Here is a 13,443-nt window from a genome sequence, read left to right as displayed (position 1 = left end):
GTTTAGTCCAGGTCGGACTTCTTCACCAGGCGGCGCGCCGCCTCCGTCACCGAACCGGACAGCGACGGGTAGACCGCCATGGAGTTGGCCAGCTGCGCGACGGTGAGGTTGTTGGCCACCGCGATGGTGAGCGAGTGAATGAGCTCGGAGGCGGTCGGCGCGACGATCACGCCGCCGATGACCTGGCCGGAGCCCTTGCGGGCAAAGATCTTGACAAAGCCGTGCTGCAGGGAGCGCATCTTGGCGCGCGCGTTGGTGGCCAGGGGCAGCTTGTACACCTCGGCGGCCACCTCCCCGTCCTTGATCTGCTGCTCGGTCACGCCCACCGCGGCGATCTCGGGGCGGGTGAACACAGCGTTGCCCACGGTCTTGATGCGCAGGGGGGTCACGCCCTCGCCGAGCGCGTGGTCCACGGCGATGCGGCCCTGCTGCGCAGCCACGGATGCCAGCGGCATGAGGTCGGAGCAGTCGCCCGCAGCGTAGATGCCGGAGACGTTGGTGCGGGAGACGCGGTCGACGTGGATGTGGCCCGACGGGGTGGTCTCCACACCGGCGGCCTCCAGGTTCAGGTCCGCGGTGTTCGGGATGGAACCGATGGACATCATCACGTGCGAGCCCTCGATGGCGCGCCCGTCGGTGGTGTGGACGACCACGCCGTCGCCGGTGTTTTCCACGCGCTCGACGCGCGCGTCCTTCTCCAGCTGCACGCCCAGGTTGCCCAGGACGGTCTCGAGCACGTCGGCGGCATCCGCGTCGTCGTGCGGCAGGATGCGGTTGCGCGAGGCCACCATGGTCACCTTCACGCCCAGCTCAGCGAAGGCGGAGACGAACTCCGCGCCGGTGACGCCGGAGCCGACGACGATGAGGTGGGTGGGCATCTCGATCAGGTCGTACATCTGGCGCCAGTTGAGGATGCGCTCCCCGTCCGGCTCGGCGCCCTTGAGCACGCGCGGGCTCGCGCCGGTGCAGACGAGCACCATGTCGCAGTCGATGTGCTCGGTGGTGCCGTCGGCGCACTCGACTTCGAGGCTGTGCGTGGTGTGGCCGTGCTGTTCGTCGGTGAAGTGCGCGCGGCCGTCGATAAAGCGCACGCCCACGCGGTCCAGCTGGGCGCGGATGTCGCGCGACTGCTCGGCCGCCAGCGCCACCACGCGGTTGTTCAACGCGCTCAGCGCCAGGTGCGCCTCGCCCAGGCCGTGGTTGAGCCCCATGTCGTCGGCGCGACGCAAGTCCGTCTTAATGTTGGCGCCCGCAATGAAGCTTTTCGACGGCACCACGTCCTTCCGGATCGCCGATCCGCCAGCCCCCTGGTCCTCCACCACGATGATCTCCGCGCCGTAATTTGACGCGACCAGGGCGGCCTCGTACCCTGCCGGACCTCCACCAACAATGACGATCTTCTTCGACACCGAGTTCTTCTCCCCTTTTTATGCGAGCGGAATTTTCCGTGCGCCAGTGTACAGGCCCGCCTAAGGCTTCGATGCGTTGAAGTACTGCTCCACCACGGAGCCGAAGAAGCGCACGCCGACGGCGATGGCGCGCTCGTCAATGTTCAGGTTGCCCTGGTGCAGGTCGTACTGCTCCCCGCTCCCGCTCCACGCGCCGAGGCGGACCATCGCGCCGGGGACGTGCTCGAGGTACCAGGAGAAGTCCTCCCCGCCCGAGGACTGCGGGGCAGTAACGATCCCGTGCGGGTCCACGGCGCGGCCGGCGGCGGCCGCTAGGGCGGTGGCGGCGTCGTCGTTCAGCACCGGCGGCACGCCGCGCACGTAGTCCAGGTGGTAGGTGCAGCCGGTCGGCGCGACGACCAGGTCGATCAGGTCCGTGAGCAGGTCCTCCAGCCCGCGCCAGGTGGTGATGTCCGCGGTGCGGATTGTCCCGTCCAACAGTCCGACCTTCGGGATCGCGTTCGGGGCGTCGCCGGCCTCCACGTGGCCGAACACCAGCACGGTGCCGGTGCGCGGGTCCACGCGGCGCGACAGCAGCGCCGGCAGCTGCGTCACCAGCGCGCCGAGGGAGTAGACCACGTCCGTGGTCAGCTGCGGCCGCGAGGTGTGGCCGCCCGGCCCCTCCACCCGCACGCTCAGCACGTCTGAGGCAGACGTGATCGCCCCGGCGCGCACGCCGACCTGCCCCACCCGCAGCTTCGGCTCGGTGTGCAGCGCGTAAATCGTGCTCACGTCTTCGAGCGCGCCCCACTTGATCACGTCGAGCGCGCCGCCGCCCATGACCTCTTCGGCCGGTTGGAAGATGACGCGTACGCCGTGGGGCAAGGTGGCTTTGGCAAGCGCACATGCGAGCGCCAGCGCAACGGTGGTGTGGACATCGTGGCCGCACGCGTGGGAGACCCCCGGCTCAGTGGAGGCGAACGAGAGGCCGGTCTGTTCGGTGACCTTCAGGGCGTCAATGTCGGCGCGGAATGCGAGGCGCTCCCCGCCCTCCGGCCCGATGTCCACGTACAGCCCGGTGCCCGGGAACGGGACGGGCTGCAGCCCGTGCGCAACGAGGACGTCGTGGATGAACCTGGTCGTCTGGACCTCTTCGTTGGAAAGCTCGGGGTGGGAGTGCAGATGTCGGCGCCACTCGATGACCTCGTCGTGGTGCTGCGTGACCCATGTGTCCACGGCTGCCGCGATTGATGCCGTGTCTGCCATTGTCCCTCCGGCTCTCTCGATGTGGCGTGTGCTTAGCCTGACAGTCTACGCGCGCACGCCCAGCGCAGAGCTAAAAGTCAATATTGCGCGGCCCGTAGAGGCGATCGCCGGCGTCGCCAAGCCCGGGCACGATGTACGCCTGCTCGTTCAAGCTCGGGTCGATCGCCGCGGTGATGAGCCGGATCGGACCGCCGTGAGCTTGCAGCTTATCGACGCCCGGCTGCGCACTCACCATGCACACGCAGGTAATATCGTCCGCCCCGCGGTCAACCAACAGGTCGATCGCGTGGATGAGCGAACCGCCCGTGGCTAGCATCGGGTCGACGAGGAAGACGGGCTGGCCGGACAGGTCGTCCGGCAGCGCCTCCAGGTACGGCACCGGCTCGTGCGTCTCCTCATTGCGGGCCATGCCGATGAAGCCGACTTGCGCATCCGGGATCATGGACAGCGCGGGATCGATCATGCCGAGGCCGGCGCGGATGATGGGGACGATGATCGGCGGCGTCTTCAACCGGGACCCCTGCGCGGTATCCACCGGGGTGACGGTGTCGAAGGTTTCGACCTCGAGGTCGCGGGAGGCCTCATAGATCAGCATGGCGCCGAGGTCCGCGAGCGCCGCGCGGAAAGCTGCGTTGTTGCTGCGCTCGTCGCGCATGATGGTCAGGCGGGAGGCGGCAAGGGGATGATTCACAACGGTGATGTCCATGACTCCCCATGCTAACCCACTGGCGCGAAACGACCGCGAAAACAACGAGGTCCAGCGGGCGCGACAAAAAATCTGCCACTTTTTTGGCTCTCGATGGAACCGGGGGCGCCTTCGCTGCGTCTAATACTGCATGAACGTATTTGAACTCGACACCACATATGTCCGCTCCCACACCGATGCGCTGCGCAATGACGCAGCATCGCTTGCGCCCCTGTCCGAACTGCCCATCCCCGCTACCGGCCCGCTCGCAAACTTCGCCCGCGCCACCGCTGGCGCCATCCGCTGCTCCAACGGCAAGGCCGAAGAGCTGCAGGAGGCCGCCCGCCGGATCGCGGGCAACATGGACCTCACGCTGCAGGCAGCCCACTGCGTGGACGAGACCACGGGGCTCACCCTGGAGGGCGCGCTATGACCACAGCAACGCCATCGCCCCTGACCGCGTTCGCCCAACATCCCACCTTCACCGCGGTGCGCGATACCGCGCGGGGCTCGTGCATCGACCCGCTTTACGCGGCCACGAAGATCTTCGCGTCCTGCCCGGAGATCTTCCCGACGCTCCCGCCGTTTTCCACCCCGCAGTTCGCCGCCTTCGACCCGCTCGCCAGCGTCGTCGGCGCCGATGCGGGCCGCTACCGCGACGCCGTCACCGCGCTGACCGAGCAGCGCGACGAGATCAGCGACATCGTCGTCACCGGCACCACGCTCGTCGCCACCGCGGTGGGCGAGCTCGTGGACACCGCCATCTCGATGGTCCGCAACGCGTCCGCCGCTGCCGCCGCAGCTGCCGTCGGCGGTCCGCTCGCGCAGCTCTCCGCCGCCGCGCCCGTGGTGATCACCGGCCTGCTCAAGGCTGGCGCGATCCTGGAAACCCTGGGCAATGACCTCGACGGCCTCGCCGACCGGCTGAACCAGACGACGCTGGCGATGCACGCCCGGGAGGCGCTGGTGGCGTCGCCGGTCGCACAGGAAGCGCAGCGCACGCTCGGCGAGCTGGTCGATCGCTCTCCCCTGGCCGCGATCCGTCCCACCGCCACCCCGGTGCCGGAAACCCGCCCGGCGGCGCAGCCGGTGGCGGCGAGCGTAGGCGGCGGCGAACCGGGCCCCGCGGGCGACGCGACCCCGCCAGAGCTCGGCGAGCCGGTGAGCCCTGCAAGCCCCGCCAGTACGGCCGGGTCCGCTGCGGTGCAGGCGGCGAAGTCGCAGATCGGCACCCCGTACACCTGGGGCGGCAGCCAGCCCGGCGGCTTCGACTGCTCCGGTCTCACCTCCTGGGCATACGGGCAGGCCGGCGTGGACATCCCGCGCACCGCAGCGGAGCAGGCCGTCGGCCAGCAGGTAGCGTACGAGGACCTGCAGGAGGGTGACCTGGTGGTGTGGGACGGCCACGTCGCCATGTACGCCGGCGACGGGATGATGATCGAGGCGGGCGACCCCGTCCAGCTCAATCCGGTGCGCACCGAGAACATCGGCATGCCGTTCCGCGGCTTCTGGCGTCCGACGGCGTAGCCGGGAGGGGTAGCGGGTTGGGTGCGTCGCGCGCGGCGACCTTTAGTAAAGTTTGCGTTCATGAGCACGCGCGCGATCCTCCCCGTCAAGATTTCACTGACCCAGGGCGACTTCTACACCCTGTGGGCCCCGACCTGGAAGGAGCACGGCTCCGAGTGGCAGGCGTTCCTCGGAGACGACCAGTCCATCCTGGTGTTTAATTCACCGGCCGAGCTGCTGGCGTACATCAATACCCACGCCGAGCACGACCTGACGGACCACCCGAAGTGGGCGCACTTTAGCGGCCAGGGCAACGACCGCGTCGTGCCGGACGAGAAGCACACGTTCGACATCATCGGCGCGCCCGAGTACTTGGCGGGGCGCCCGAGCCACGTCAACGTCTCGTCGCTGGGCGGCGTGCTGCAGATCGCGCGCTCGCTGGCGGACGTAGCCAGCGCGGAGCACGCGCAGATCTTCTTCGCCTCGCACTCGGTGCTGGGCAACGTGGCGCGCGGCGCCGACCACTACGCGGGCGAGAACGGCATGGACGAGTGGACCGGGCTCGGCCACGTCATCCTGGCCAACTGGAAGGAGGTCGTGGAGTCGCTCGATGGCGCTGTGCGCTTGGTGTCGGCGGATGAGCTGGATGCTGCGAGCGTCGATAATGCGCGCGCCGCGATCGAGTCCGCCCAGGCAACGCGCGCCGCGAACAAGGAACGCGAGGAGGCGGCGGCGAAGGAGCAGGCCGCCGCGGCGGACCCGTACGACGCCACGGTGTGGGCCAACGCCGGCATCGACCCGGTCAAGATCTCCATCCAGGGCAAGAGCGTGTACACCCTGCGCACCTACCTCGGCTCCGCCCCGGTGTTCATGGGCAAGTACGGCGAGATCATGACGTTCCCGTCCACGAAGCACCTCGGCCGCTGGATCCTGCAGAACGACGAGCACGACCTGGCCTCCCTGTCCACCTGGCCGGACTTGGTCAACGCCGCCAATGCCGGCGACCTGAAGGTGGAGGTCCACCCGGACAACTCCTACTCGTTCAACGGGCTTGCGCAGGACATCGCGAAGGGTGTCGACACCGTGGACACCCAGCAGATGGCGAAGGCGTACGAGCTGCTTGCCGACGCCGCCGACTGGGCCAAGGACGACTCTCTCAATTCCTTCCTGCTGGCCAACCCGCGCTTCCAGGACTACCTGGCCTACATGCTCGGTTCGACCGAGGCCGCAGGCTACGTCCCGTCCGCCCCATTCACGGATAAGGCGGAATCGTGGACCGAGATGGAAAACCAGCTGATCAAGCGCTTCTCCAAGTTCTAGAAAGCTTCAGGCATCCCACGCCATGACCCCCGATCAGGTCGATCCCCTAATCACCACTATCTACCGTTGGTTCGACGTCTCCGGTGTGCTGCTCATGGGCATCATCGGAGGAACCCTAGCCCGCCACCGCGGCTACGACATCATCGGTTTCTTCTTCATCGCCATGCTGTCCGCCCTCGGCGGGGGCATGCTTCGCGACGTCCTAATCAACCAGGGCACCGTCGCCGCCATGAACCAACCCGAGTACCTCATCTTGGCGTTCACGGGCGCGCTCATCGCCCGCTTCACCTACTTCAAGGGCAAGGCCTGGGAGCTCTTACAAAGCCACGGCGACGCGTTCGTCTCGGCGCTGTGGGCCGCCACGGGCGCGGGCAAGGCGATCACGTACGGCCTGCCCATCCTGCCCACGATCATGATGGGCGTGTTCACGGCGACGGGCGGCGGCATGATCCGCGACGTGGTCACCGGGCGCGAGCCGTCCATTTTCGGCGACAATCAGCCGACGGTCATCCCGGCGGTCGCCTGCGCGCTGATCATGTTGCTGGGCAACGCGACGGGGTTCCTCGCCGTGGGCATGGTGCTGGGGCCGATCGTCAGCTTCGCGCTGTTCCTCGCCGGTTACTGGGGGAACTGGCGCGTGTCCACCAACCCGGAGTACGCACCGGTGAATGAGACCGCGGTACAGGTGGCGCACCTGGCCAAGAAGGCGGAGCACCGCTCGCGCGCCGTCGCCCGCGAGCTGGAGCCGACCCGCGTGCGGTCGTGGCGCCACCGCCAGATGGAGAAAGCGCTGCAGCGACGCATCGAAAGCGAGGTGCGCAAGGGCAAGCGCCGCGCCACCGCGCAGACTGAAGCGGACGATTTCCTGCAGGAGTTCACCCACGAATTTTCCGCCATCGACCCGACGATGCTGGACAAGGCCGAGCAATCGCCTCGCGACGCCACTGAGCCCGCCGAGCCCGAGAGCCTCCTCGACGGCCTGGGCGTGGACCTCGCCGGCGACTCGTACGACGACGACCCAGCCCCCGAGGACCGCCGCCCCGCCGACGCCGACACGATCGCAATGCACAACGACATGCTCGATACGATCCTCGCTGACGACAAGCTCACCGACGAGCTCATCGAGCGCCTCGCCGCCCGCTACGCCCAGAACGACGAGTAGCGCCGCCCACGCGCGTTCCTCCGCGGGCCTATAGCCGACAGCGCGTACGATCAAGCGATGTGTTTGTGCAACGGAGAAGTGTCGCTGCCGTGGCGGTGGCGTCGATAGCCATCGCGGTGCCTGCCGCCCCGAACCCGGCGGTCGCGCAGGAGACGTCCACGACTTCGCTCACCCCAGGCCCCGGCCACTTCGACGAGTTTGGCAACTGGGTCCCACCGGTGCGCGACCGCGCCCCGGACACCGACAACTGCCCGAACGCGCAGCGGCCGTCGGCAGCGATGTCCACCTCCGAGCGGCTCGCGCCGGGTCAGCCCACGCCGACGCCGCCGCCGCAGGTCTACGACGGCCCCTGCGGCGTGATCGTCCCGCCCGGCTATGCGGTGCCGCGCGACGTGTACGCCTCCGCCTGGGCCGTGTTCGACGCCGACTCCGGCGAGGTCGTCGCGATGAAGGACCCGCACGGGCGGTACCGGCCGGCCTCGATTATCAAGGTCCTGCTCGCGCTCGTGGTGATCAACGAGCTCCCGCTGGACCAACAGGTCCCGGTCTCGGAAGCGTCCGCGAACCAGGAGGGCTCGCGCGCCGGCATCGGGGCGGGCGGCACCTACACCGTCAACGACCTCCTGCACGGCCTGCTCATGGCGTCGGGCAACGATACCGCCCACGCCCTCGCCCAGGCGATCGGCGGCGACGACGCGGCGCTGCGCAAGGTCAACGCGCTCGCCCAGGACCTCGGCATGCGCGATACCTACGTCGCGTCCTACTCCGGGCTCGACGCCCCCGGCATGTCCACCTCCGCCTGGGACCTGTCGCTGGCCTACCGCGCCGCGTTCCAAAACCAGACCTTTGCCAGCATCGTGGACACGGATTCCTACGAGTTCCCCGGCTTCGACGACCTGCCCGGCTTCCAGCTCTGGAACGACAACCAGCTCTACCTCAACGACCCCGAGGGCATCGGCGGCAAGACCGGCTACACCGACGACGCCAACCACACCTTCGTCGGCGGCGTGCACCATGACGGCCGCCGCCTCGTCGCGGTGCTCCTGGACACCACCGTCGGCGAGCACCGCGCGTGGGGCCAGGCCCAGGAGCTTCTCTTCGCTGCCTACCCAGTCGCCGCGGGCCAGGGTGTCGCATCGCTTGACGACGCCACCGCTCCCTCCACCTCGCCCTCCACCACTCCCCTCGCTCCGGGTCCGGACGAGGGGGCGTCGACAAGCACTGATGCGCAAAAAGCGCCGGCGACCACCCCGTGGAAGTCCATCGGGATCGTCGCCGGCGTGGCCGTGCTGGCGCTGGTGGCGCTGGCGCTTAGCCTCGAGTCAAGAGGGACACCACCCCGACACCGACGGCGCCAATAGCCGCGCCGACACCGAGCGCCTTGCCGGTGTTGGAATTCTGGCGGGCGGCGCCGGAGCGGACGTTGATCACGGCGGGCTCCGGCACCTCCGCGGGCGCACGCTTCAGGCTCTCCTGGGTTGTCGCGGTCCACGCGGACACGTACAGGACGACGCGCCAGATCAGATAGAGCACAACCATCAGGGAGATCAGCGGGCCGAAGATGGCGCCCGCCGGGTTGCCGGTCATCGCGCCGATGATGAGGCCGGCGAACTGCTTGATCACCTCGAAGACGATCGCGCCGAGCAGCGCGCCCTGCATGCCGGACTTCACCGGCACCTTCGTGCGCGGCAGGAACATCACGACCCACAGCATGACGAGGAAGTTCGCCAGGATGCCCACGAGCAGCACGACGACCCACACCAGCACGCGCGCGCCCGGGACCTGGTCCAGGCCGATGTACTCGAGCAGTTGGTCCGTCCAGCCCGACACACCGAGCGCGGTGACGGCGAACGCGACGACGAACAGCACAATGAGGCCGATCAGGCCAACGAGGTCCCACAGCTTCTTGGACACGAAGCCGCCGCCCTCGTTGGCGTCCAGGTTCCACATCGCGGAGACGCCGACGCGCAGGTTGTTCATCCAGCCCAGTCCGGACCACAGGGTGGTGAGCAGGCCGATGCCGGCGACCGCGCCGCGCTGATCAATCGCGGACTGGATGAGGTCATTGACCATGCTGCCCATGTCGCCCTCCAGGCTCTCGCTGACCTGGTTCTGGATGTCCTGCATGAGGTCCGGGCGGGCGTTGAGGAAGAAACCGAGGCCGGCGAAAACCAGCATCAAAAGCGGGAAGAGCGAGAGCACGGAAAAGTACGTGATGCCCGCGGCGTAGTGGTTGCCGCCCTGGGCGCCGAAGCGGTCGTTCATGCGCAATAGGTGGCCAACGGCGGGCGCCTTCTTCTGCACCTCGCCCATGGCGCCGTCCTGCTGCTGCTTCGTAGCACGCTCAATGCCGTGCTCGTCGGTGTACGCCTTGGACGGCGACGTCGATGTTGCCATGCGGCAATCCTTCCTCACTCAGTGGACTGTTGTCAGCACCACAATCGTAGAGGAAGCGTTGGGGCGTCGATACTCGATGCCCCGTGTGGCGTTAGGCGCGCTTGAGAAAACCGGTCTTCTCGTAGACATCGGCGAGCAGCGGCGCGGCGACCTCGCGGGCGCGCTCCGCACCGCGGGCGAGGATGGCCTCGAGCTCCGCCTGGTCCGACATGAGCTCGTCGTAGCGGGCGCGCAGCGGGGTGGTGAACGCCTCGAGCGCGTCCGCCGTGTCCACCTTGAGCGCGCCGTAGCCCTGGCCCTCGTAGCCGGCGACCAGGTCATCGATGGACTTGCCCGTCAGCGCCGACTGGATGACCAGCAGGTTGGACACGCCCGGCTTGTTCTCCTTGTCGTAGGCGATGACGCCGTCCGCGTCGGTCACGGCCGAGCGGATGCGCTTTGCCGACGTCTTCGGCGCGTCCAGCAGGTTAATCAGGCCCTTCGGGTTCTGGCCCGACTTGCTCATCTTGGAGGTCGGATCCTGCAGGTCATAGATCTTCGCCGCGCCCTCCGGGATGAAGCCCTCCGGCACCACGAAGGTCTCGCCGCGCTTGGCGTTGAAGCGCTCCGCCAGGTTGCGCGTCAGCTCGAGGTGCTGGCGCTGGTCCTCGCCCACCGGCACGAGCTGCGGGGAGTACAGCAGGATGTCCGCGGCCATCAAGACGGGATAAGTAAACAGGCCCACCGAGGTGCGGTCCTGCCCCTGCTTCTGGCTCTTGTCCTTGAACTGGGTCATGCGGCTGGCCTCGCCAAAGCCGGTCAGGCACTGCAGCACCCAGGTCAGCTCCGCGTGCTCCGGCACGTGCGACTGCACGAACAGGGTGGACTTCTCCGGGTCGATGCCCAGCGCAATCAGCTGTGCGCAGCCGGCGATCGTGCGCTGGCGCAGCTCCTCCGGGTCCTGCTCCACCGTGATCGCATGCAGGTCAGGAATGAAGTAGAACGCCTCGTAGTCGTCCTGCAGGTCAATCCACTGCTTCAGCGCACCGAGGTAGTTCCCCAGGTGGTAGGAGTCGGCGGTGGGCTGGATTCCGGAAAGGACGCGTTTCATACACCACATATTAACCCGATACGTAATCGAGGGAACCGGGGGTTCTTTATCGCTACGATGAAGCCCACGAAAAGAGCAGCGATGACTGTAAGTAACCGCCCTGAGACAGTTCAGGATGCCAAGGGAGAACATCCGCACCGTGGCTAGACTTCATTCGAGAAGCTGATCCTCAAGAGAACACGAGGGCAACGGCAGATCCGCGTCACTGATGAAATGCGTCGCATCGTCTCGTTTGATTCCTCAACGTGCGTATCACTGCCCTCCAGCTCGACCCGATCAGCCCGCTCCAGAGCTTCGGCCACCAGATCATCGCCGACTGCTTCGGCGGTGACGTCTCCGTTGGCCTGGCCAGCCAGAACAAAAAGGGCACCGTACGGCTGTCGCTGACCGAAGCCGGTCGCACAGACCCTCTCCTCGGCCCCCTCATCCTCGAGCCGGTTGTCGTCGAATCCCACCACGACGCAGTAGTGTCACTCCCGCCCGGCGCGCAACTACTCGGTTCGAGTGCTCACTGCCCTATCCAGGCAATGCGGCTCGGCCCCATCGTTTCGGTGCAGTTCTACCCCGAATGCGCCCCTGATGTCGCAGGTCAATGGGCTGCACGCAGCAATTACGACGCCACCACCGTCGCCCAAGATCTCTCGCGTCACGTCGACCGCCTCACCCATACCGGCGACACCCTCGCCACCGGCTCCGTCCATGCCGCCCAGGTGTGGCGGTAGTTGCGGTAGGTATTTCAGATTTCGCCTACCACTTGCTCGACCCGACTAGTAGTACAGGGACGCAGCACTGCTAGAAATCAGCGCTGACAAGCAGCTTTCGCGATCTAACCTGCCATACCCGGCGCGTTGGAAAAATTGGGGGTTGACACGCCAGCCTTTCCGGTTCTATGGTTACCCACATGAGTGGTAAACCCATATACCAACAGATTGCCGATGAGTTACGTGACCTCATCGGCGCTGGCACCCTCGCCCCCGGCGACCGGGTGCCGTCCACCAACGAGTTGTCCGCCTATCACTCCGTCAACCCAACAACCTCCGCCAAGGCGCTCACCGAACTATTCGACGAGGGCCTGCTGGAAAAGCGTCGCGGGCTCGGCATGTTTGTTCTAGAGAATGCGCGTGACCAGGTATTAGGTACGCGTCGTGAGGCATTTGCCCGCGACTTTGTCCAACCGCTTGTCCATGAGGCCAACCAGCTCGGCATCACCACCGAGGAGCTTGCCGCAATGATTGAAAAGGAGCGCACCCAATGAACCCCGGCTTCTACGCGCTGGTCGGCCCAAACGCCGCCGGCAAAACCCATTTCCTACACACGCTCATGGGCCCGCACGCCGCGTTTGTCCCGGCTGGTGCGGACGCGAAGTTTGCGGGCACGACCGTGGACGGCCACCTGCGCGCGGTCGCGGCCATCCACCCACATGTAGAGCTCGACTTCCCCAACACCCGCATCAGGGACCTCTCCGTTGGGCAGCGCCGCCTCCTCACCATCGAGGTAGCCCTAGCCATCGGCAAGGACCTGTTACTCCTCGACGAGCCGTTTGACGGCATCGACACCACCACCCGCAAACAGGTCCGCCAGCGGCTGATTGACTACATCGCGGAGAACCCGCAGCGCAGCGTGGTGATGGCGTCGCATCGCGCCGAGGACTTCGCCGGTTTGGCCACCCATGTCATGCAGACATTCGATCACGAGGTCTCGCGCCCTGTCCCACTCGACGACGCCCGCCTGCGTTTTCCGACGGTCACCGGCCCCACCGCCGAGATCAAGGAACTTATCGCTCGCTTCCCCGTCGCCGAGACGGCGAGCCTCGGGCCAACGACACGCGCCACTTTCGCTGAACCCATCAGTGAGAACAATGTCCACCTGCCCATCGAATACCCGGACGATGCCGAACTCATCGACCTCCTTGCGACAGAAAGGCCCGAACGATGAAACTCTTCCTCAGCCCCTTCAAGCCGCTGTCCTACCTGGTGGCGTTGGCCGTATTACTGATCCTGGCCCCTCTGGGCCGTTTCTACAGTGGAGACGGTTCCTTCTGGACCATCTTCGGAGGCTTCGCCCTGACCGCCCTATTTATCCACGCTGGCACGCAGTGGAGCGCGTTAAACCAGCTCGGCGCGAGCTTTTCCGCGTGGATGAACTCTGCAACAATCACCGCCGTCATTGTGGCGGTGATACTTGGAGTGTCCACCGCGGCATCCTCGATCTACAACCAGTTCAAGAACCCGTACTACCAGCCCTATGACCTGTTCCTATTCACCAACGGCGCAGACGTACCCTGGACGGACACGAACGGCGATGCCTACATCATGGTGAACGCCGGGCAAGACACCACATCTATGACCCTGACGATGCTGCTCCACATTGCGTTCTTCTTCGTGGCTGCCATCGTGGGGGTTGCGCTCGGTTTGGTCTACGCCTCCTACGGTGCCGGACGCGGCCTCATCACCGCATTTTCCACGTTCCTCATGGCGGTGGCGCTGTACTGGGCAATAGGGTCCCCTGTACGCGATTGGGACACCGCCGCTGCCAGTGGCATATACGCCGCATGCCTAGTCACACTCGCCGTCAGCGCGGTGGCGTTTCGTAGCACGAAGCGCTTCGTGCCCTAGCAACCACTCGCGCC

The 13,443-nt window shown here is 66.6% G+C and carries 14 protein-coding genes; 9 read left to right on the top strand and 5 right to left on the bottom strand.

Annotation, left to right across the window (positions count from 1 at the left end; all coding sequences use genetic code 11):
- Positions 1-2: 2 nt before the first annotated feature.
- From EAW56_RS01415 to upp, 3 genes are all read right to left on the bottom strand, one after another.
- On the bottom strand, positions 3-1,409 hold the full coding sequence (locus EAW56_RS01415; RefSeq protein WP_095277660.1) for an NAD(P)H-quinone dehydrogenase: 1,407 nt from the start codon (positions 1,407-1,409) through the stop codon (positions 3-5).
- Positions 1,410-1,469: 60 nt separating this feature from the next.
- Positions 1,470-2,654, bottom strand: a complete 1,185-nt coding sequence (locus EAW56_RS01410) for an amidohydrolase (protein WP_095555324.1) — start codon at positions 2,652-2,654, stop codon at positions 1,470-1,472.
- 70 nt (positions 2,655-2,724) lie between these two features.
- The gene (gene upp, locus EAW56_RS01405) at positions 2,725-3,360 is read right to left on the bottom strand and encodes a uracil phosphoribosyltransferase (protein ID WP_095537178.1); all 636 of its coding nucleotides are present in this window, start codon (positions 3,358-3,360) and stop codon (positions 2,725-2,727) included.
- A 130-nt stretch (positions 3,361-3,490) separates the two neighbouring features.
- Between upp and EAW56_RS01400 the strand changes: the two genes are divergently transcribed.
- The 5 genes from EAW56_RS01400 to EAW56_RS01380 all read left to right on the top strand — a co-directional run bounded on the left by EAW56_RS01400 (position 3,491) and on the right by EAW56_RS01380 (position 8,688).
- Positions 3,491-3,772 carry a hypothetical protein gene (locus tag EAW56_RS01400; protein ID WP_095546116.1) on the top strand — a complete coding sequence of 94 codons (282 nt, stop codon included), beginning with the start codon at positions 3,491-3,493 and terminating at the stop codon, positions 3,770-3,772.
- Positions 3,769-4,866 (top strand): C40 family peptidase, encoded by a 1,098-nt coding sequence (locus EAW56_RS01395; protein WP_122084747.1) that lies wholly within the window; start codon positions 3,769-3,771, stop codon positions 4,864-4,866. The genes EAW56_RS01400 and EAW56_RS01395 overlap by 4 nt, the downstream gene beginning before the upstream one ends.
- A gap of 60 nt (positions 4,867-4,926) precedes the next feature.
- Positions 4,927-6,165 carry a hypothetical protein gene (locus EAW56_RS01390; protein WP_122084745.1) on the top strand — a complete coding sequence of 413 codons (1,239 nt, stop codon included), beginning with the start codon at positions 4,927-4,929 and terminating at the stop codon, positions 6,163-6,165.
- A 22-nt stretch (positions 6,166-6,187) separates the two neighbouring features.
- Positions 6,188-7,327 (top strand): trimeric intracellular cation channel family protein, encoded by a 1,140-nt coding sequence (locus tag EAW56_RS01385; protein ID WP_095277673.1) that lies wholly within the window; start codon positions 6,188-6,190, stop codon positions 7,325-7,327.
- Positions 7,328-7,392: 65 nt separating this feature from the next.
- Entirely contained in the window at positions 7,393-8,688 is a 1,296-nt protein-coding gene (locus EAW56_RS01380; RefSeq protein ID WP_244213304.1) for a D-alanyl-D-alanine carboxypeptidase family protein, read from the top strand.
- Here EAW56_RS01380 and EAW56_RS01375 read toward each other — a convergent pair.
- Positions 8,639-9,724, bottom strand: a complete 1,086-nt coding sequence (locus EAW56_RS01375) for a YhjD/YihY/BrkB family envelope integrity protein (RefSeq protein ID WP_122084744.1) — start codon at positions 9,722-9,724, stop codon at positions 8,639-8,641. The genes EAW56_RS01380 and EAW56_RS01375 overlap by 50 nt on opposite strands.
- Positions 9,725-9,815: 91 nt before the next feature.
- Complete coding sequence (gene trpS, locus EAW56_RS01370; protein WP_095547581.1) at positions 9,816-10,823, bottom strand: tryptophan--tRNA ligase; 1,008 nt, start codon at positions 10,821-10,823, stop codon at positions 9,816-9,818.
- A 236-nt stretch (positions 10,824-11,059) separates the two neighbouring features.
- Between trpS and EAW56_RS01365 the strand changes: the two genes are divergently transcribed.
- From EAW56_RS01365 to EAW56_RS01350, 4 genes are all read left to right on the top strand, one after another.
- Complete coding sequence (locus tag EAW56_RS01365) at positions 11,060-11,536, top strand: type 1 glutamine amidotransferase (RefSeq protein WP_095553418.1); 477 nt, start codon at positions 11,060-11,062, stop codon at positions 11,534-11,536.
- Between the two features lie 179 nt (positions 11,537-11,715).
- On the top strand, positions 11,716-12,069 hold the full coding sequence (locus EAW56_RS01360; RefSeq protein ID WP_122084742.1) for a GntR family transcriptional regulator: 354 nt from the start codon (positions 11,716-11,718) through the stop codon (positions 12,067-12,069).
- Complete coding sequence (locus EAW56_RS01355; RefSeq protein ID WP_122084741.1) at positions 12,066-12,749, top strand: ATP-binding cassette domain-containing protein; 684 nt, start codon at positions 12,066-12,068, stop codon at positions 12,747-12,749. Before EAW56_RS01360 ends, EAW56_RS01355 begins: the two co-directional genes overlap by 4 nt.
- On the top strand, positions 12,746-13,429 hold the full coding sequence (locus EAW56_RS01350; protein WP_122084739.1) for a hypothetical protein: 684 nt from the start codon (positions 12,746-12,748) through the stop codon (positions 13,427-13,429). Before EAW56_RS01355 ends, EAW56_RS01350 begins: the two co-directional genes overlap by 4 nt.
- Positions 13,430-13,443 lie beyond the last annotated feature (14 nt).

The sequence above is a fragment of the Corynebacterium gottingense genome, assembly GCF_003693265.1.
GTDB lineage: Bacteria > Actinomycetota > Actinomycetes > Mycobacteriales > Mycobacteriaceae > Corynebacterium > Corynebacterium gottingense.
This window is presented reverse-complemented; position numbering and strand designations above follow the sequence as displayed.